This window comes from Cohnella thermotolerans DSM 17683 (genome assembly GCF_000429825.1).
Classification (GTDB): domain Bacteria; phylum Bacillota; class Bacilli; order Paenibacillales; family Paenibacillaceae; genus Cohnella; species Cohnella thermotolerans.
This window is the reverse complement of the sequence record NZ_AUCP01000050.1, coordinates 21,541-40,961: the sequence shown is the minus strand read 5'-3', so window position 1 is coordinate 40,961 and position 19,421 is coordinate 21,541. Positions and strand designations below refer to the sequence as shown.

Here is a 19,421-nt window from a genome sequence, read left to right as displayed (position 1 = left end):
TTATCCCCCTTATTGCACGGTGAACGTGCCGAAAATTTGTTCCACCACGTCGGTCAGCTTCGCTTCCCATTTCAGGAAAACCTGATCCGGCTCGGCCGCGACGCTCGTATCCTCGTACACGTCGTAGCCCGTCGCTTCGATGACGCCGGATTGGGCGAGCGTCTGCAAATATTGCTTGCATGCCCCGATGAGTGCGAGACGGCCTTCCTCGGTGTTGTTGACTTTGCCGATGTAGTTGTCCTCCGCCGTGCGCTGCAAGTCGGTGTTGACGCTGTCCAGCACGCGGATCGTGCGGATTTTTCGCCACGCGGCGTTCTGGTTCTGGCCGAGCGAGACGAGGCTGTTCACACCGCGAAGCGCTTTGACCTGACGGCCGTCGTGGATGAAAAGGAACACGCCCCCGCGAACCGCCTGCTCCTGTTCGCTGCGCGTCCAGCGGCGCGTCACGTCCTCGAACGGAGCGGCGGCGTACGTCGTCGACTCGCTCAGGCTTTGGCCGGCGATGAGACCGGCGACGTAAGCGGACAGCTGCGCGGAACTGTATTCCACGCCGCCGAGCTTTGCGCCGACGCCGACATTGACGATGCCCTCGCTGTTGAAGCCCGCGCTTCGAGCGACGGCCTTGGCGACGGCGTCCGCCGCCTTGTCGTCGGCGGACGAACCGCCGAGAACGGCGATGACGCCTTTGCCTTCTTCGCGAATGCGCGATACCCAGGACAGCACGCTGGCTTGCAAAGCAGCGTCGGTGACACCGTCGAGGGCGACCGCGTTGAACTCCTGCGCTTCGAACGCTTCGAGCGCCGCGAGGTAATCGGCATTGTCGACGTCTTCGATGCCGGATTTGCCGCCCGCGAACGCCAGGCCCGTCGCATCCGCCAGCTCGCCGGTGCCGTCCGCCAGCTTCGCCGCTGCGATCCACTTGTTGGCCGTATCGCCGTTCACGGCGTCGACCGCGGCTTGAAGATCGCTGCCCGCGAACGTGAACGTACGCAACAGCGCAGTGCCTTCATAGAGCTTCAAATCCTTCTTGGAGGAATCGATCGCGTTCGGCTGGATGGCGACCGTAAACCGATTGCCCCGCTCCCCGGCGTATTTCGCGGTCAGCTTCACCACATCCGCCGGCGAGGCGGACGACGTATCCTGCAGCGTGACGGACGCGGCGGCTTCGGTTCCGTCCGTCAGACGATAGGCCAGCACTTTGCTTGCGCCGCCCATCAAAGCGAGCCGAAGCGCCGTATAAGCGGTCGCGCCGCCCGTCTCGAGGTCCGAGAACGTCTCCGCGATTCCCGTCTCGCTCGTCACTTCCGCAAATTCCCGCACAGGTCCCCAGTGCGCCCGGACCGGGACGGCGACGACGCCTCTCGTCCCCGGTTGGACGGCAGCCGCAGCCGCCGAACGAAACGCCATGTAAAAGCCGGGCAATACCGGCATATCCGTCGTATTCCAATTGCCTCCTGCCATGTTCAGCTCACCTTTCGATTGAGAAATTGTTTAATGATTTGCCTCGCCTCGTTCACCGTCAACGCATCCCGCGCCACGGCGGACAGAGCCCCCGCCGCCGCGTCCGGCGATACGCCGAACAGCGCCCGCGCTTGCCGGATCAACTCGTCCCGGCCATACTTCGCAGCCTTTGCCGCCTTTCGCTTGTCACCCAACCCTCTTCACCTCGAGACCCGATGGTAGAAAACTTCCCTCATCAGAGGCGCGTCCCCGGGAGATGGCCCGGTTGGCCGGGCCGAGCGTCGCATGAGCGTCACGGACAGCTGCCCCGACCGAAGCGCATCGGCTTCGGTGATTGCCGCGCATGCCTGAATGGAGATAAACTGCTTCGCCTCCGAATTCAGCGCGATTTTCCCGCTTCGCTTCAGCTCTTCGGCCAATCGCGCGACGGCGGCCGTCTGCTCGTTCAGCGTTCGGCCCAGTACGTGGCCGGTCACCTGCTTGCGGATTTTCACGGCCGCCGCATTGCCGTCCATCGTCTCCAGGCCGACGACCCGCCACATGACGGCGGGAGCGGCGTACCCCGGCGGCCACTTGCCGCCGTAGACACTCCAGCCGGCGCCAAGCGCGGCCTGCGTCCATCCCTTAAGCGCCTCGATCCAGTCGTCTCCGGGAGCCTCCTCCGCCTGCTCCGCGGGCTCGATCGCCGCAACCGAGAACCGCAGCCCGCGCGTCAGCGCGTTCCGCGCCTCGTCGGAGACGTCGGAACCGACCGTTCCCTCGTACCGGCAGGTGAACACTTCGCCCGACGATTCGTCGGTGAGCGTCTCCCCGTCCAACGCCCGGATCACCGCTTCGCTCAGCTCGTCGACCGAAGCGAAGCCTGCGTCCGGGGCCTGGTACGGCCACACTTCGTATGTCCGTCCGAAGCCCGTCCAGTCGTTAATGCCGGCTTCGGCCCCCTGAAAGAGGACGAGATAGGGCTTGTCCGCCGACGCGCCGTCCTCGTGCGATTCGAGCACCCGCCCGTCAATCTCGGGAATTTCCGCTATCAGGCGCTGCCGAATACCGCTGCGCATCGTTCGCCACTTCCTTCTGTGCCATGTTCGCTCTTACCCTCCCGGTTGTGGAATCGATCGGATCGAAGCGATCCTCTCATCCCTAGGTGGCAACCGTACGACATCAGCCGACGAGCACGACGCTTCCGACGTTGTTGGCGATCTTGCGCCCAGCGCGCACCACATAGGTGCCGACGCTCGATTTGCTGATCTGCAGAAGCTCCGCGATCTCCGCGTAGGTGCAGCCGTGTCCGTGGGCCAGCACATAGCATTCGCGTTCCCGGGCGGTCAGCCCCCGCAGCGCGGCCTCCAGCCGGAACTGCTTCAGTTCCGTCTCCAGAGGCGAGGGCTCGTCCGCTTCCTCGGCCACCCAGACCATGACCGGCAGACGGGCGGGATCGGTCGGAATTTCCCGTTGGTAAGCGGCCCTGCGCTCGATCCCCCGGCGGTTGCCCGGCCTTCTTCCCGTCTCCAGCCATTCGATCACGTACGAGCAATCGGAGATCATCTCGACGAGCAATTTCCGCTCGCGGTCGAGCCGCAGCAGCGTTTCCATTTCCTCCATCGACCGTACCGATTCCCGTTCGCTCATTTGCCGGGTGATTCGGTCTGCCGCGAGCAGCAGCCCCCTTCTCGTCTCACGATAGGCTTCCAGCGTTGCTTCCCCCAAATTTACCGTTACGTACGATTCCGGTTGTTGTCGTTGCATCTGCTCCACGCTCCTTTTTCCAAGCTTCAAAAGGTTTTGCCAATTTGGTAAAATACAAAAACAAAATGCTACTGAAATTGCCCAATCCGCTTCCTCGTTTTTCCATCCGGCGGATATGGAACAATCATACATTACCATTTTGGCAACAGTCAATCCCTGGAGCGGCAAAATAGAAAAAATATTTTACCAAAACGGAAAACGATGCTATAATCAAACTACCAGATCAAAGAAAGAAAAGGAAGATTTCCGATGACATTGGGAACGCGACTTCGGGAACGCCGAGACCGCTTCGGCAAGACGCAGCAGGATGCCGCCAGGGAGCTTGGCATCAGCAACGTCCAGCTCTCCCGTTACGAATCGGACGACCGCAGGCCGGATCCCGGAATGCTCAGCCGGTTCGCGGAATACTATCGGACGACTACCGACTATTTGCTGGGGCGAACCGACGATCCGTCCCCCGACGCGTACGCCGCGCCCCCCTCGCCCGACTATTCGGAATTCGAGCGGTTCATCAACGATCCCGCGCACGGAACGTTTTTCAAAGATTATTTGAACGCCCCCGAAGAGAGCAAAGAAGAGATGCGGCGGTTCTGGGAATTCATCCGGGAGAAGGAACGCGGCCGCAAGCCGGGGGACAAGCAAGGAGAATAACGAGCGGTTCGGTCAAGCTTACCGTTATGAAGGAGGAATCGCCATATGGAGTGCCGGCCGGGTTGCGCAGCTTGCTGCATCGTCATCTCGATCTCGTCGCCGATTCCCGGAATGCCCCGGGGCAAGCCGGCGGGTATACCCTGCATTCATCTGACCGCCGACTACCGATGCGGCTTGTTCGGCCGTCCGGAACGTCCCGCTGTCTGCAGCAGCTTGCCGCCGTCCTTGGAGATGTGCGGGCAATCGAATGAAGAAGCCTTTGCGATTCTGACCGCACTCGAGCAGGCGACGAAGCCCGGCGACCCGGCTTCCTGACGGTGCTCTTCCCCGCACGACCCGTCATCCGACGAGCACGACGACGTTGCCGATGTTCGTCTCGATTCGGCACTTCGCCAGAACCACAAGATTCCGAGCCGGGCTTGCCGATCCGGAGAAGTCCCTTGATCCGGGGGATAAACAAAGAGAACAACGAACGGTTCGCTCCAAATTTTGCGCCCTTGTCAGGGCGGTTTTTTCGGCGTAAAATACGAACATACATTCGTATATAAAGCGGGGTGGTCGTATGCTTCGATATTATAAACCGACTCCGATGGAACAATGGATCGAGAGCCTGTGGCGAAGGGCGGGAATTTTGACTCCGGGCCAGTTGACGATCGACGAGGTCGCTTCCCGGTTGAATGTGTGGGTTCATTATTTGCATCAGAGAAGCAAGGCGCTGGAATGGATGGGCCTTCGCTCGATCCTCGTCGACAAGCGGCTAAGCCGGGCGGAGCAATGGGAGGAGTTCCTGCACGAGCTGTGCCATATTCTACGGCATGCCGGCAATCAGACGCTGATGCCGCGCCCGTTCCTCGAAAGCCAGGAGGCCGACGCCAACCGGTTCGTTCTGTACGCCTCCATGCCGCATTTCATGCTGCGGCAATTCCGTCTTCCCGACCGCCAGAGCGAAGCGGCCGGGCTGATCGCCTCCCACTTCGGCGTCACCCACGCTCTGGCGTATCAGCGGCTGGAGCAAATCCAGCGCCGCACGTTCGAAGCGATTCTGTGGGAAGAGATCGAGAAGCTGGATCTGGAGCGCATGCAGACGAAGATCGGGCCGGAGACGGCCAAGGAGGTTCCTCTCGAAGCTTGAACCGGATATGACGTGATGAGGCGACAACCATTAGCTTGGCTTAAACAAAATCAGGAGTTGTCAAGCTATTTTTCCACAAGTAAAAACGCTTCGGCGTCTATAGAGCTTCATGGTACATGACCGAGCGCGACTCCGAACCCTAACGGACACAGAGGCCGTTATTTGCCCAAAAATCGCGTTTTTTACATTCTAACGGACCCTCGTTCCGCTATGCGTCGGATTTTCCTCGTTGGAGGCACGGTTTGAAGCAAAATAACGGATCCTGTGTCCGTTCCATTGCTTAAATAAGCTTCCAGGCGAGAAATTACGGATCCTCGATCCGTAAGAGCCAAAGCAAATCCTGACGGAAAGCAGAAAGGGCTATCCTCACGCTCGTCTTCTCAGAACGATGGGATAGCCCTTCGCCGGCAGTGGAATCTTAATAAGCGGATACGCCAAGCTTGTCGATCGTTTCCTTGATGAAGGCAGGCTCGTCCTGCGGGCCCCGGGACGTAATCAGATTGCCGTCCACCACGACTTCGCGGTCGACGAAGTTGCCGCCGGCTTCCCGGATCTCGGCCTCGATGCCAGGATAGCCGGTCAACGTTTTGCCCCGCAGCAGTCCCGCTTCGGCAAGCACCTGCGGACCGTGGCAGATGGCGGAGATCGGAATGCCCCGCTCGTGCGCCCGCCGGACGAACTCGATAACCGCCGGATCTTCGCGCAGCTTGGAAGGCGATTGCCCGCCGGGAATAATAACGGCTTCGTAGTCGTCCGCTTTCGCCTCGGATGCGGCAAGATGTGACGTGTACGCAATCGTCCCCTTCTTGCCTTTCAGCTCGTCCCCCTTCTTCAGACTGATAATGACGGGGTCGTTGCCGTTCTCGACGATGGCGTCGTACGGGTTCTTCATCTCGGAATCCTCGAATCCGTCGGCCAATAGGAAAGCGACTTTCCTCACGCTTTGTTTCATCGGGCATCACTCCCTCGGATCGTTGTCGGCCGGCTCCGCGCTGCCGGAACGACGTTATTGTACCCTCCTTTTTCCGGAATGAATCGGAAAGCGCGATCATAAATTGAATTTATCTTAGCGATAAAACAAATTGTATTGCAGAGTTTTCAGATATTTCATAAAATGATCACACAATAGACAAAAAGTTAGATCAGGATGGGAGAGAAATCATATGAAATCCATCAAAGCCTTTCTCCAAGGGTTCTTTTTCGCTTTTATTTCGATCGGCGCCCTGCCGTTTCTGTTCGTGAAGAGTTTGCTGGAGCAGCTCTAAAGCTCTGCATCTCCTTCACGCATTAACAACCTCGGATGGCCGGCGGGCCGTCATTGAACAGCAAAAGGCGCGGCCCCCGGAATCCCGGGAAGCCGCGCCGCGCTTGAACAGTTAAGTGGTGCTGATGAAGGGATTCGAACCCCCGACCGACGCATTACGAATGCGTTGCTCTACCAGCTGAGCTACATCAGCAAGAACACTTTTATATCTTACTGATTTCGCGCCTCTAAGTCAAGCCTTTTTACGCAGGTATTTTTTTACATTTTTAATTTCGTTAAACGGACTGGAACCTCTCCCTGCCCCAGCGGCTTTTCTCCCTGCAAGGTACCCGAGCGGCGGGATGCTTCACAGCCTTTCCCGCGTACCGACCAAGCCTCCTCTCTCCCCGCTCGCCGGCTTAAATTGGAATTAGAAATAAGAACGTATGTTTGGTATACTAAGCTCAACCACGATCCCAGGAAGGGGTTGAGCTCCGAATCATGAGACAGATCACATACGAGCCGATGAACGCCAAATCAGTCCTGAACGCGGTGAAGGCGCCGTCCATGCCGTTCGACTGGTCCATCAATCCTTATCGCGGCTGCCAGCACGGCTGTAGCTTCTGCTATGCCCGAAGCACGCACGTCTATCTCGGCGAGGCGGCGGATGACAACTTCCAGCGTCATATTTTCTGGAAGGAAGACGCGCCGTCCATTCTTCGCGCGCAGCTTAAGCGAATGGCCCGCCGCCTCCCCCGCTACGTAGTCATCGGCACGGCGACCGATCCTTACCAGCAGCTGGAGGCCCGAACGAGGCTTACGCGCGGCTGCCTGGAGGTGCTGGCCGAGTTCGGCGTCGCCGCCAGCATTACGACGCGCTCGCCGCTCGTCCTGCGCGACCTCGACCTGCTCTCCCGTATGCCAGGCTCTTCCGTCAACCTCAGCATCCATTCGCTGGACGCCGGAATATGGCGAACGTTCGAACCTTCTTCGCCTTCGCCCCGGCAGCGGATCGATTGCGCCCGCCGCCTGAGGGAAGCGGGCATTCCGACGGTCGTCTTCATGGCTCCCATCCTGCCTTATTTGACCGATACGTCCGAGCTGACCGAGGAGCTCATCGCCGCATGCGTCCAAGCGGGCGTCCGCGAACTCATGCCCTCTTTCCTGCGGCTCTCGACGCCGGAGGTGAAGAACTGGTTTTTCTCCGTTCTGCGAACGGCCTATCCTCATCTGGCGGACAAATACGGGCGCTTGTACTGGCATTCGTCCCGATTGCCCGATCATTATACGAGACCGGTTAAGGCGCGAATCGCCGAACAGATGGCGCGGCACGGACTGGCCCGTTCGGACGGCGGCAACGGAGCCGCACGCGCCCCCGCTGCCGTTCGCCCGGACGCCGCGCCGGGCTGCGCTTCCGCTCCGGAGCCCGTGCAATTGACGCTTTTCTAGCGTACTGGCCCGCTCCGGTACGAGAACCTTCGCGGCGGCTCCCGCATAAGCTGTGATGACAACCGCCCATGGCAAAGGGGAGCCTAGATGAACGGTCAGATGGTTATGCTGCCGATATCCGTCCATCGGATTGCGGAACCGCACATCAAAGTGAACGTGCCGGTCGTCGCGGGGGGTACGGGCGAAGCCGCCCGCAAGCGGATGAACGGCGCGATCCTGCGCGAGACGCACGAATTGATGAAAGCGCAAGGCTATCCAAGCAAGGACATCCGGGAGATGGACGGCACCTTCGAGATCAAGACGAACGAGAGAAGCGTCCTCAGCCTGTCCTTGCTGAATTACACGTACAGCGGAGGAGCCCACGGCAATACGCTGCAGCGCTCGCTCACCTTCGACGCGGAGAACGGGCGAAGCTACAAGCTGAGCGACCTGTTCAAGCCGAACAGCAACTATGTCAGGCGGCTGAACGCGATCATCGAGGCGCAGATCAAAGCGCGCAAGCTTCCGCTGCTCGGCGATTATCCGGGCATTGCCGAGGACCAGGATTTCTATATCGCCGACAAAGCGCTCGTCGTCTATTTTCCGCTATACGCCATCGTCCCTTACGTATGGGGATTTCCGTACTTCCCCATCTCGGTCTACGAGATTGAGGATATAATCGAAGAAGAAGGTCCTCTCGGGCAAATGGTTCACTAATTTCGCGCGGCAGAACGTTCAGCCCCCTCGGCTCTCCGAGGGGGCTGATGGCGCACGAACGATTACCATTTGGACGGGTCGATGTCTTTGGCGGTCAAGCCCTCCCAAATATTCGGGACGCTGACGGAGGACGGATCTTCAAAGACGAGGAACGCCGTCGGCAAGTAGCGGCCGCCTTTGGTGGACGGCTTATTGACGATCTCGCCGCCTTCGGTCACGAGCACCGTCGACGAGCCGCCGTCCAGATTGGCGGCGATAACCGCCCCGTGCTCGAGCATGATCTGCTGGGCGTCGTACAGATCGGCCCCGATGCTGTAGCCCGGCTGGCGTCCGTCGATAATGAGGAACAGGATGGAACCGTCCTCCTTCTGTCCCATCACCGTCCGCGGCGCGATCCCCCAGCCTTGGCTATGATTCTTGATGAGCCCCTTGCCGTTCACGATAATGCGCGGCGAGAAGCTGACCGCCTCGGAGATGCCCAAGTCCATCAGCTCGTTCACCGAGTATCGGCCGGCGATCATTTTCCCGTTTTTGTCGAGACCGACAATTTGAGTGCTTTGGTCCATCCCGATATCGCGGTAGAAGATTTTCCCTTGCGAGATGACGAGTCCGATCGGCTGGAAGCCGTTGCCCTTCCAGTTCGGATCGGCGAAGCCGCCGGCGTTGACGCCCGCGATCGCGCCGGTCCGCTCGACCATGCTGGAGACCTTCTCGCCCTTTCCCCGCTTGTTCGGAACGACCAGCCGGATTTTTTTCGGATCGCGGACGGTCAGCAGATAGCCATGATAGCCTTTGCCGTCCACGGTCTCGATCTTCGTCAACGGCTGATCGTCTTCGGCCCCGCCCGCGCCGTCCGCTCCGGCGGCCGGCTGCTCGATCTGGTGCGTGTCTCTCTCCTCGCCCATCTCCTCGAACTGCTTCGCATAAGCGGCTACCCGCTCCTGCAGTCCCTTTTCCCCGACCAAATACTTCGCCCATACCCGATGCTGCGTCGTAATGATCGTATCGGCCAACCGGTAGCGCAGCGACGTGCCGGACGGCGTCAGAAAAAACCAGGCCAAAAAGGCGATCGCCAAAAGGAAAGCCGTCAAAAAAACAATTCCGATTGTCTTGAAAAAGCCAAGACGCTTGCGTTTCTTTTTCGTGCGCGCACGGCTCAGCGGCTTCTGCCCCGAAGGCGCCGGGCGCGGCGCGGCGCAAGACCGCGAAGGTGTCGATAACGGCGGCATGTTGCGTACGCTCCTTATGCTCAGATTCGCCAAAATACATCTAATATACGTCGGAGAACCCGAACTTGTTTCCGATCTCGCCAAAATCGGGGCCTTCTGCCCGAACGAACCGCAGGCTGCGGCAAAGCTCGCTTCCATTCGACAGCATTGCCTGGGAAATGACAGCGAACAAGGACTGCATTATCCGAACGCCGAACCGCCTCCCCCATCTTCGACTTCGATACGGGCGCTCTTCAGGAAACGGTGAAGCGTGAAAACATAGAAGAGAGCGGCAATAAAGAGGATGACGGTTAACGACGCATAGATAAAATTCAAGCTCATCGCTTGCGGTTACAGCCATGCGATCAGGCCAAGCGCAGCCGACTGCCCGAGCATCATCAGCGGGTCGTTCCACGCGGAGACGCGTCCCATCTGCCGGGGGTCGACGAGCGACGGCATCCAGCCTCCGATCGCGATATTGACCGGCGCTATGACGAAGCCGATGAGCAGCACGAAGCCGAGATAAATCCAAGGATCGGAAGCCGTCCCCAATCCGATGCCGAGCGCTCCCGTCGCCGCCAGGCCGGCGATGATGACCCGGTGCGGCCGGCTGCGCTTCACGATCGTGGCGCCGACCATGCTGCCGAGCAGAATGCCGATGCCGAAGAAGACGGCGAACAGGGAGGAAAAGAACGTATAGTGGTCGGGCGACAGTTTATATTTCATCGTGTAGAGCGGCAGCACGGCGAAGCCCCCGTTCAAGAGGCCGAACAGCACAAAGCTGATAATGAGCGACAAGAGCAGCGGCCTCCGGCGTATGTAGGCCAGCCCTTCCATAAAATCGCCGCGAATGTCTTGAAGGCGAAGCGACCGCCAGGCGGCGGGACCGTTGGGCAGCGTGACCTCCGTCGGAATCCGGCAGCTGCGGATAAGCAGCGCCGACAGCACCAGTCCGACACCGTCGAGGCACACCGCGCCGATAATGCCGAGCGCATGATAGGCGGCCGCGCCCAGGCCGACGCCGAACAGCATAAATACGCCCATGAGCGTCTGGTTTAATCCCGAAGCCTGCTCGTATTGCTCGGGCTTCAAAATGCCTTGAAGCAGAGCCGATTCCGCGGGCGCGTAAAATTTCGAGACGGCGCTTCGCAGGAACAGTACGGCGAACGCCAGCGGGATCCAGCCGGCGAAGAGCACCGCGATCAGGACGATCGTCAGTCCGACGCGGATCCAGCCGGTATACTCCGCGATTCGGCGGCGATCGAAGCGGTCGGCCGCAACGCCGATCACCCAGAAGACAAGAAGCGTGGGCAGCGAGTACATCAGCTCCGCAAGCGAAGCGTACCCGGGCCGCGACGAGAAACGGTCCAGCAGGTAAAAAGCGAACGCCATATTGCCCACGGTCGTGCCGAACTGGGAGGCGAAGGTGGCTAGGAACATGTTCATAAAGTTGCGGTTGCCCATTAACTCTCGCATCGGTATGCCGTCTCCTCTCGAATCCCCAATAAATATCGGAACGATTGCCGGATCGCTTCGATCTGCTCCGCCGTGCGCGCCCGCTGCGCCCCGAACTGCGTCGCTTCGACCATGATGCCGTCGTTGAACGTAAGGAACAGCCGGGCGATCGTATCGAGCGGAACGAGCGGGCGAAACTCGCCCCGGTCCACGCCTGCCTGCAGCATTTGCACGATCCGGTCGGCCGCCTTCGCGTACCTGCCGTTCATCAATTCGGCGTAAGTCCTATTGCGCCAGCCGGCTATCAGCGCCTCGTAAAGCACGGGGATCATACCTTCTCCCACATGGACGAGCTCGGACTGAAGGTGCTCGAACAGGGCGTCCAGCGCCGCCCACACGGTCGGATACGCCGCCAGCAGCTCTTCGACCTGCAGATCGTTGTCGCGGTCGATCTCCTCGATCAACGCCAGCAGCATCTCTTCCGTGCTCGAAAAATACAAATAGACGCCGCCGCGGCTAAGCCCGCTCTCCTCCACGACATCCTTCATCGTCGCCGTCAGGTAGCCCTGGCGGATGAACACGCGCTTGGCGGCCTGAAGAATCTCCTGCCGCTTGCTCTCCTTATGCTCTTGCGTCACTCTGGGGGACATCGCAGCACTGGGATCGGATTCGGCATAACCGCCCGCTTGTTGGTATAATAAACAAGAAGCCAAACGCACCGTTTGACCCTAGACAAATTAGACCCACAGTGGAGGAGAATCCGAATGAGCACAACCGATACCGATTACCGAGTTTCATCCTATACCGATCAATACCGGATCTACGAGCTTACCGAGACTTCGACCGATTCCAGCGTGCAGATCTGCCCGGAACGCGGGGGCATCGTCATCGGCTGCAAGCTGAACGGCGAACAATTGCTGTACCTGGACCGCGCGACCTTCCTCGATCCGAAAGCCAACATTCGCGGCGGCATTCCGGTGCTGTTCCCGATCTGCGGCCAGCTTGCAGGCGGCGAGTACGAGTGGGAAGGCGTGACGTACAAAATGCGCAACCACGGCGTCTCTCGCACCGCCGTATGGGAAGTCGCGGAGCAGAACGCCGACGGACAAGCTTCGTTGACGCTCGTTCAGCGGAGCGACGCACAGACGCTCGCCTCTTATCCGTTCGATTTCGAATTGCGGTTTACCTACCGGCTCAAGGACGGCAAGCTGGACATCCTGCAATCGTACCGCAATTTATCGGATCGTCCGATGCCGGTTCAAGCCGGATTCCACCCTTATTTTGCAACCGGCGACGCGAAAAAGCTCGCATACGAGTCCGACGCTGCCAAGCTGCTGGATTATAACGACGGCGAAGTGAAGACGTTCGACGGAACGGTCGATTTGAGCGGATTGGTCGAATCGGTGGCCCTGCTCGATGCGCGCACGCCGTCCATCGCGTTCCCGCTCGGGGATAAAGGAACCGTCAAGCTCGATTACAGCGAGGCGTTCCGTACGGTCGTTCTGTGGAGCGTGCAAGGCAAGCCGTTCATCTGCGTGGAACCGTGGACGGCGCCGAACGAGGCGCTGAACCGGAAGGAAGGTTTGCTGATGGTAGCTCCGGGAGAAGCGTTGAAGCTGGAGCTGGGGATTTCGTATCGCCGTTAAAAAGCAGCAAAAACCGCCGAAGGGATCGGGCATCGATCCTCTTCGGCGGTTTTTTGCTCACTTGTGATTCATGATCGCAGTTAACCGGTCGACGAACGGCCGCCAGGAAGGAAGCGCCAGTTCTCTCAAGTAGGCGAGCATTCCCCTCACCAGAATCCGGTCGGGAACCGGCTTCGCGATTTGCTCCTCGAACAAGGCCAACGCCGCCAGCAGGGAGGTGCGCCGGTCCTCGTCCGCATCCGGCAACACTTCCCGCTCCGCCGTTTCCCGCAGCTCTTTGGCGATGGCGCGGATCCGGTCCACGTAGCTCGCCGCAGAAGACGCCGAGCCGTCCGCTTCATCAAAATCCCGGCGCAAAATCGGGGAAGCCTGAGCCTGAACCATGCCCATTACGACATCGTCCAACCGGTCGACAAGGAAGTCCGCCAGCCGGCTAACGTCGAGGGACGGCCTGCCGATAAGCGCCAGCCGCACATATTCCATCATCATGCCGCCCATCAGCGCCGCGCCGTCTCCGGCATAAGGGGATGCTTCATCCCCGTAAATGTCGTCGATATGCTGCTTGATCCACTGCAGATAGCGGCGGCGTATGCCGGCCATAATGCCGCGCAGCTGCGTCCGCCGGCTCTCGATCGCGGGCGGCTCCCGCATGAGCATGATCGGAAATTCTCTGTTGTCCGTGACATAGGCAAAATGGCGGCGCAGCTGCATGCGGAATTTCTCGCGGGGCGGCAGCTGCCGCTCCTCCGGCAGTACCGTCATCCCCGCCATCATCCTCTCGCTGAAGTACGCGATAACCGAGAGGAGCAATTCCTCCTTCGACTTGAAGTAGAAATAGATGGAGCCCTTCGCCATACCGATCTCATCGACGATCTCTTGAATCGAGGTCGCTTCGAACCCTTTGCGGGAGAAGCAGCGCAGAGCCGCCTCCATAATTTGCTTCTTTTTGTCGCTCAACGTCATCCCCCGTTCTTCTTGCCGTCGGGATCAAGCCTCTTTCTTCTTGCGGCGCAGCTTCATCAGCACTTCGTAGGCGATCGGCACGATGAGCAGCGTCAGCAGCGTCGAGCTGACCAGGCCGCCGATTACCGTAACGCCGAGCCCGCGCGAGATGATGCCCGCGCCCTCGTAGCCGAAGGCGAGCGGCAGCAGCGCACCGATCGTCGCGAGCGCCGTCATCAGAATCGGACGGACGCGCGTGCCGGCCGCTTCAAGCAGCGCTTCCCGCGTCGACAGCCCTTCCTTCTCCTTGTGAATGACCCGGTCGATCAGCACGATCGCGTTCGTGACGACGATGCCGATGAGCATCAGCGCCCCCATAAGCGCCGACACGCTGAGCGTCTCTCCGGCGAGCCACAGCGCGACCAGACCGCCGATAATCGCGAACGGCAAGGAGAACATGATGGCGAACGGAGCCAGCGCTCCTCCGAACGTGAGCACCAGCACGAGGTAAACGATGACGATAGCGGCCGCAATCGCGACGCCCAGCTGCGTGAACGTCTCGTTGAGCTGTTCGGTAACGCCGCCGAATTCGACTTCGACCGAAGCCGGCTTCTGAATCTTGTCGACCTCCCGCTTCAGCTCGGAGGAAGCCTTGCCGACATCGGAGGTCGTCGTCTCCGCGCTGACGGTGACGACCATCCGGCCGTTGTCGCGGGAGATGGACGCCTGCGTCGTGCCTTCCTCGACCGTGGCGACGTCCTTGATCGGCACTTGCACGCCGAGCGGCGATTGAAGCGTCTTGTTCTCGATATCCGCGATCGAGCCGTACTTGGCGTTGTCCACCTGCACATAGACGTTATACGATTTGCCGTTTTCCTCGACGGTCGTCAGCACCGGACGATCGTGCGTCGGCATGAGGGCCATGGCCAGCTGACCGGCGGTCAAGCCGTATTGGCTCAGCTTCGCCTGGTTCGCTACCAGCGTATATTGATCGTACGTTTTGGCGAGGCCGGTGTCGATCTTCTCGAACGATTTATTCTGCTTCATCAGTTCGGCGATTTGGTTCACGACCGGCTCGATATCCTCCAGCTTGTCGCCGTACACGTTCAAGCTGAACTTGCTGCCGCCGATGCCGCCGGACATGTCGAGCTCGGACCACTCGCCGACGCTGACCGTCTGGCGCAGTCCCGCCAGAATTTCTTCCTTCCGCTCCTTGAAATGCTTCGTATCCGGATCGAACTTGACGTAGAACAGGCCGGACTTGGACGAGCCTTGCTGGAACGGGTTGCCGCTGCCGCCGACGGAATACTGCATCGTCGTCACGTCTTGCTGCTTCAGCAAGTAATCCTCGGCTTGGAGCGCCCTCCGCTCCACGTCTTCAAGCAAGTCTCCCGCCGCCGGGTTGTAAGTGATCGCCATGTACTTCTCTTCCTGATCCGGAAGGAAGCTGGTGCCGATGACCGGAACGAGGCCGAAGCTGGCTGCCAGCAGGACGACGGCGATAAGGGAAGTCACGATCTTGTGGCGAAGCGCGGAAGCGAGCAGCTTCCGGTAGCCCGCCGCGAGCTTGCCCGGCTTCTCTTCGCGGTGAACGGCTTTGCCGGGCTTGAGACCGTTGCGGAACAGCATGTGCGCCAGCATCGGCACGACGGTGACCGCCACCAGAAGGGAAGCGAGCAGCGCGAACACGATCGTCAGCGCGAACGGCATGAACAGCTGGCCCACCATGCCGCTGACCGTGCCAAGGGGCAGGAACACCGCGATCGTCACGATCGTGGACGACATGATCGGCATGAACATCTCGCGGGTCGCTTCGCGAATGAGGTCTTTGCCTTTCAGCTTCTCGCCCGTGAGCGCCATGCGGCGGTAAATGTTCTCGATGACGACGATCGAATCGTCGACGACCCGCCCGATCGCCACGGTCATGGCGCCGAGCGTCATGATGTTCAGCGTGATGTCGAACTGCTTCAGCAGCAAAATGCCGATGACGAGCGACAACGGTATCGAGACGATGGAGATGATCGTCGTCCGAATGTTGCGCAGGAACAGCAGAATGATGATCACGGCGAAAAGGGCGCCGAACAGCGCTTTGTTCAGCATCGTATCGACCGACTTCTCGATCGGCTCTCCCTGGTCCAGCAGAACGTCGAAATGCAGGTCGGGATGCTTCTCGCTCAGCTTCTCGTTCGCTTTCTTCACCGCGTTAACGACGTCGACGGTATTGGCGTCGTTCGATTTGACGACCTGGATGCCGATCGACTCCTTGCCGTTCGTGCGGGAGATCGACTCGGCCTGCCCGACAATCTCGATGTCGGCCAAGTCGCCGAGCTTGACGGTCGGCAGCCCGGCCGATGCGCCGGCGGCCGGCGTTCCCGCCGCTCCGGCTGCGGCTCCAGCGGCCCCTCCCGGCGCGCCGTTCGTCCCGGCGCCAGCCGCTCCGGCGGCTGCACCGGCTGCCCCCGCGGCCGCTCCCGGCGCCGCGCCTTGCGCCCCGGCGGAAGCTCCGGTCGAAGAAGGCACTACCGGAATCGGCAAATTGCGCAAATCCTCGACCGTCGTCACCCGTCCGTCCACGACAATCGACTTTTCCGACTTGCCCATCTCGAAAATGCCGAGAGGCGCTTTCGTAGCCGCGGCCTTGATCAATTGCTCGACCGTATCCTTCGTCATGCCGAGCTGCGCCAGCTTGTCGTCATGGAACTTCAACTGAACTTCCTTGACGTATTGGCCCGACACGGAGACGGAAGCGACTCCGGCAATACCTTCCAGCTCCGGCTGCACCTCGTCGGTCACGATCCGGGTCAAGTCCTCCAGGCTCTCTCCGCCCGATACGCTGAGCGAAATAACCGGGAAAGAACTCATGGAGAACTTGGCAATAGACGGCTCCTGAGCGCCGGAAGGCAGGTCGACCGCATCCACCGCTTCCCGCAGATTCGTCATCGCCTTGTCCATATCTTGGCCGTAGTCGAACTCCACCAGGATGGAAGAGGCGTTCTCCATCGAGGTCGACGTCACGTTTTTCACGGACTCGACGTTTTTAAGCCGCTGCTCCAGAGGGGCCGTAACCTGTTCGACGACCGCTTCGGGGGACGCCCCCGGATAGACCGTCGTCACGCTCAAATATGGCAAAGACAGATTCGGCAGGCTCTCCTGCTTCATATTCATGCCGGAATACAATCCGGCCGCCAGGACGAAGATCGTCATCATCCAAAGCGCAAACTTGTTGTTCAGCGAAAAATTGATCAAACTCCGCATGTCTCCGCTCCCTCCGCGTTTCGTTCTCTTTCTAGCAGCTTGTCCTTACGGCCGAGCCCATAACCTGACCGCAACGTTATCTACGAGCCATCGTATCGAACGATCGGTCGAAAGTCAAAAGACAATATTATGTAGGCCGTTCGGACGTTATCACGAAGTTATACGAGACAGCAGAAGCTGCGTTTCAAAAAAAATCGAACGTCCGGTCGAACGTTCGGTCGATTTGCGAAGGAATAAAAACAAAGCAACCGGACGGGTCTCCCCATCCGATTGCTCCGATCGCCTATCGCTCACAGCGGCATCGGCCGCCCCGCGTAATCCACGAAGAATACGTCTTCCGGCACGACGGTTGCGCCTTCGATAAGCCCCATGATGCCCCGGGCGCTGTCCGCCGCACTCAGCGGCGCGCTGCTGCCGCCCATGTCCGTCCGAATCCAGCCCGGATGAACGGCCAGCACGCGGATGCCCCTCAGCTTCAACTCCTCGTTCAATTGCTTGGAGAACATATTGAGCGCGATCTTGGAGAGCGCGTAGGGATAGTCCCCGCCGTAAGCCCCCGAGAAGCTGCCCGCCTCCGAGGAGACGTTAATGACGATGTCGGCCCCGGACTCGCTTTCCCTCAGCAGCGGCGTTAAATGCTTTGCGACAGTGAGAGGGCCGAACAGATTGACCTCGAACGTCCGCCGCACGTCGTCCATGGATAATGCGGATATGCCTTCGGCCCTTCCGAGCAGGATGCCCGCGTTGTTGACCAAGGCGTCCAACCGGAAGGAATCCGCCTTCAGCCGCTCGGCGAGCCGCTCCGCGTCGGGCTCCGATACGATGTCGAGCTGTTCGATTCGCAAGCTGTCGGGGTAGCGCGCAGCCAGCTCCCGAAGCGAGTCGGACGGCGCATTCGCGTCTCTTACGCATGCCGCTACCGCATGCCCCCGCTCCAATGCCAGATTGGTCAGCTCCAGCCCAAGCCCTCTGCCGGCTCCTGTGATCAGAATGTTCATCGGTCGTTCTCCAGCAGCTCAATCAACACTTTCAAGTCTTTGAACGTGTCGATATAAGCGTAGCGCCCGCCGGTATATTCGCCTTTCTGCAGCAGCGGGAAGCCCTTGTTCTCCAGGAGAGCGACTTTCTCCTTCATCCCGTCGACGACGAACGCGATATGATGGAATCCTTCGCCGTTCTTGTCCAGCGACTCGCGCCACGTGCTCGGGCGATCGTCCGGCTCGATCAGCTCAAGCTGGAGCGAGCCCATATCGAAGAACGCCAGCTTCGCCCGCGCCTCCGAACGTTCGCCCCGATATTCGGTCTGCGCGATGTCGGCCGCATCGGTCCAGAACCATTGCGGCTTCTCGACGCCGAAAAAGTCCGCGTACGCCTGCGAGGTCTTCTCGATGTCGTGCACCAGCAGCCCGATCTGCGTAATGACAGGGTTCCCTAAATTGCCGCTCATCCGAAACTCTCCCTTGTTTTATAACTTTCTGCAAGAATCCCGAACGATAAGCCGGGAGCTTGCGGCCTGCTCGATATCGGTGTCTTCCGCGCCTTCGATCCGCCGGATGACGGCTTCGGTCAGCTGCTTCATCATGCCGTTGAAGTCGACCTTCACCGTCGTGAGCGCCGGCTGGAAACGGGCGCTCAGCACATGATCGTCGAAGCCGACGATCGACAAATGCTCCGGCACGGACAAGCCTCTCTCCCGCAGCGCTCGAATCGCCCCGAAGGCGACGCTGTCATTAGCCATGACCATCGCCGTCGGCAACCGCTCTCCGGTGTCCAGGAAAGCTCGAAGCGCGCGATAGCCGTCCTCCTCGTGGAAGCCTCCCGGCAAAATCCAACGATCCTGCACTTCCAGACCGTGGTGCCGCATGGCCGCGAGGAAGCCCTCAAACTTGGAAGGGCCGGAGTAACGCGCCATGTCGCCGTTCACGATGCCGATCTCGCGGTGATTCATCTCCGCCAAATACCCGACTGCGAGCTTCATGCCGTACTCGTTGTCGTAATTGACGACGATCCGATTCGCCTCGTTCCGGCCCGGCAAATGCTGATCGACCACTCCGACGATAAAGCCTTCGTCGACCAGTTCCTCGATCAGCGGCTCCTCGTTCGCGGCGCCGATGAACATGCCGCCGTCGATGCGGCGTTGATAGAAAATATCCTTGATGCCCCGAACGCCGCCTTCGTCTCTCGTATTGCGGATAATATGGGTAAGCACGTAATAACCGGAAGCGGAAGCGTTCTCGATAATGCTCGCCAGCAGCATGTTGGACAGCATGTCGCTGGACACGTGCCCGGCTTCGATCATGAAGAGCCCGATCGTGCGGGTCTTCTTCCCGGCCAGCACTTGAGCGGACAAATTCGGCACGTAATGATACTGCTCGATGACCTTCATGACTTTCTCCCGGGTTTCCGGGGGCACGTTGGGATAATTGTTGATAACGCGGCTGACCGTGCTTCGCGACACGCCGGCCAGCCGGGCGATTTCCACCGAATTGATCTCAGAGCTTCTCATCGTGACCTCATTTCTGTGAACGCGCGTTTAC

General features: G+C 59.8%; 20 protein-coding genes and 1 tRNA gene. 7 read left to right on the top strand and 14 right to left on the bottom strand.

What is annotated here, in order from left to right; translation table 11 throughout:
* Positions 1-9: 9 nt before the first annotated feature.
* The 4 genes from G485_RS0110575 to G485_RS0110560 all read right to left on the bottom strand — a co-directional run bounded on the left by G485_RS0110575 (position 10) and on the right by G485_RS0110560 (position 3,207).
* On the bottom strand, positions 10-1,461 hold the full coding sequence (locus G485_RS0110575) for a phage tail sheath family protein (RefSeq protein ID WP_027092532.1): 1,452 nt from the start codon (positions 1,459-1,461) through the stop codon (positions 10-12).
* Between the two features lie 2 nt (positions 1,462-1,463).
* Entirely contained in the window at positions 1,464-1,655 is a 192-nt protein-coding gene (locus G485_RS0110570) for a YqzN/YkzM domain-containing protein (RefSeq protein WP_027092531.1), read from the bottom strand.
* A gap of 6 nt (positions 1,656-1,661) precedes the next feature.
* Positions 1,662-2,519, bottom strand: a complete 858-nt coding sequence (locus G485_RS0110565) for a hypothetical protein (RefSeq protein ID WP_027092530.1) — start codon at positions 2,517-2,519, stop codon at positions 1,662-1,664.
* A gap of 103 nt (positions 2,520-2,622) precedes the next feature.
* A complete protein-coding gene (locus tag G485_RS0110560; protein WP_084423247.1) occupies positions 2,623-3,207 on the bottom strand; it encodes a sigma factor-like helix-turn-helix DNA-binding protein in 585 nt (194 codons plus the stop codon).
* Between the two features lie 249 nt (positions 3,208-3,456).
* Between G485_RS0110560 and G485_RS0110555 the strand changes: the two genes are divergently transcribed.
* From G485_RS0110555 to G485_RS25975, 3 genes are all read left to right on the top strand, one after another.
* Positions 3,457-3,858 (top strand): helix-turn-helix domain-containing protein, encoded by a 402-nt coding sequence (locus tag G485_RS0110555; RefSeq protein ID WP_035155650.1) that lies wholly within the window; start codon positions 3,457-3,459, stop codon positions 3,856-3,858.
* Between the two features lie 45 nt (positions 3,859-3,903).
* On the top strand, positions 3,904-4,173 hold the full coding sequence (locus G485_RS0110550; RefSeq protein WP_027092527.1) for a YkgJ family cysteine cluster protein: 270 nt from the start codon (positions 3,904-3,906) through the stop codon (positions 4,171-4,173).
* Positions 4,174-4,420: 247 nt separating this feature from the next.
* On the top strand, positions 4,421-4,990 hold the full coding sequence (locus G485_RS25975; RefSeq protein WP_051318174.1) for an ImmA/IrrE family metallo-endopeptidase: 570 nt from the start codon (positions 4,421-4,423) through the stop codon (positions 4,988-4,990).
* Between the two features lie 418 nt (positions 4,991-5,408).
* Here G485_RS25975 and G485_RS0110540 read toward each other — a convergent pair whose 3' ends face one another.
* Together G485_RS0110540 and G485_RS0110530 are read right to left on the bottom strand one after the other, a co-directional pair.
* A complete protein-coding gene (locus tag G485_RS0110540) occupies positions 5,409-5,942 on the bottom strand; it encodes a type 1 glutamine amidotransferase domain-containing protein (protein ID WP_240489120.1) in 534 nt (177 codons plus the stop codon).
* A 429-nt stretch (positions 5,943-6,371) separates the two neighbouring features.
* Positions 6,372-6,447 (bottom strand) — tRNA-Thr (locus G485_RS0110530).
* 287 nt (positions 6,448-6,734) lie between these two features.
* On the opposite strand from G485_RS0110530, the gene G485_RS0110525 reads away from it, so the two are divergent.
* Entirely contained in the window at positions 6,735-7,682 is a 948-nt protein-coding gene (locus G485_RS0110525; protein ID WP_027092525.1) for an SPL family radical SAM protein, read from the top strand.
* Between the two features lie 87 nt (positions 7,683-7,769).
* Complete coding sequence (locus G485_RS0110520) at positions 7,770-8,378, top strand: DUF3298 and DUF4163 domain-containing protein (protein ID WP_027092524.1); 609 nt, start codon at positions 7,770-7,772, stop codon at positions 8,376-8,378.
* A gap of 62 nt (positions 8,379-8,440) precedes the next feature.
* Here G485_RS0110520 and G485_RS0110515 read toward each other — a convergent pair whose 3' ends face one another.
* Complete coding sequence (locus G485_RS0110515; RefSeq protein WP_240489119.1) at positions 8,441-9,439, bottom strand: phosphodiester glycosidase family protein; 999 nt, start codon at positions 9,437-9,439, stop codon at positions 8,441-8,443.
* Here G485_RS0110515 and G485_RS30895 point away from each other — a divergent pair.
* The gene (locus G485_RS30895) at positions 9,408-9,854 is read left to right on the top strand and encodes a hypothetical protein (RefSeq protein ID WP_240489118.1); all 447 of its coding nucleotides are present in this window, start codon (positions 9,408-9,410) and stop codon (positions 9,852-9,854) included. The two genes, G485_RS0110515 and G485_RS30895, sit on opposite strands and share 32 nt — an antisense overlap.
* An 83-nt stretch (positions 9,855-9,937) precedes the next feature.
* Here G485_RS30895 and G485_RS25970 read toward each other — a convergent pair whose 3' ends face one another.
* Both G485_RS25970 and G485_RS0110500 read right to left on the bottom strand, forming a co-directional pair.
* Positions 9,938-11,062 carry an MFS transporter gene (locus G485_RS25970; RefSeq protein WP_476695852.1) on the bottom strand — a complete coding sequence of 375 codons (1,125 nt, stop codon included), beginning with the start codon at positions 11,060-11,062 and terminating at the stop codon, positions 9,938-9,940.
* Complete coding sequence (locus tag G485_RS0110500; RefSeq protein ID WP_051318172.1) at positions 11,050-11,679, bottom strand: TetR family transcriptional regulator; 630 nt, start codon at positions 11,677-11,679, stop codon at positions 11,050-11,052. Before G485_RS0110500 ends, G485_RS25970 begins: the two co-directional genes overlap by 13 nt.
* A 126-nt stretch (positions 11,680-11,805) precedes the next feature.
* Between G485_RS0110500 and G485_RS0110495 the strand changes: the two genes are divergently transcribed.
* Complete coding sequence (locus G485_RS0110495) at positions 11,806-12,687, top strand: aldose epimerase family protein (protein ID WP_035155646.1); 882 nt, start codon at positions 11,806-11,808, stop codon at positions 12,685-12,687.
* 57 nt (positions 12,688-12,744) lie between these two features.
* Here G485_RS0110495 and G485_RS0110490 read toward each other — a convergent pair whose 3' ends face one another.
* The 5 genes from G485_RS0110490 to G485_RS0110470 all read right to left on the bottom strand — a co-directional run bounded on the left by G485_RS0110490 (position 12,745) and on the right by G485_RS0110470 (position 19,390).
* Positions 12,745-13,644, bottom strand: coding sequence for a TetR/AcrR family transcriptional regulator (locus G485_RS0110490; RefSeq protein ID WP_169732306.1), 900 nt, complete (start codon positions 13,642-13,644; stop codon positions 12,745-12,747).
* Between the two features lie 30 nt (positions 13,645-13,674).
* The gene (locus G485_RS0110485; protein WP_027092519.1) at positions 13,675-16,884 is read right to left on the bottom strand and encodes an efflux RND transporter permease subunit; all 3,210 of its coding nucleotides are present in this window, start codon (positions 16,882-16,884) and stop codon (positions 13,675-13,677) included.
* 290 nt (positions 16,885-17,174) lie between these two features.
* The gene (locus G485_RS0110480) at positions 17,175-17,882 is read right to left on the bottom strand and encodes an SDR family oxidoreductase (protein ID WP_027092518.1); all 708 of its coding nucleotides are present in this window, start codon (positions 17,880-17,882) and stop codon (positions 17,175-17,177) included.
* Positions 17,879-18,331 carry a VOC family protein gene (locus G485_RS0110475; RefSeq protein WP_027092517.1) on the bottom strand — a complete coding sequence of 151 codons (453 nt, stop codon included), beginning with the start codon at positions 18,329-18,331 and terminating at the stop codon, positions 17,879-17,881. Before G485_RS0110475 ends, G485_RS0110480 begins: the two co-directional genes overlap by 4 nt.
* Positions 18,332-18,349: 18 nt before the next feature.
* Positions 18,350-19,390 carry a LacI family DNA-binding transcriptional regulator gene (locus G485_RS0110470; protein WP_027092516.1) on the bottom strand — a complete coding sequence of 347 codons (1,041 nt, stop codon included), beginning with the start codon at positions 19,388-19,390 and terminating at the stop codon, positions 18,350-18,352.
* Positions 19,391-19,421 lie beyond the last annotated feature (31 nt).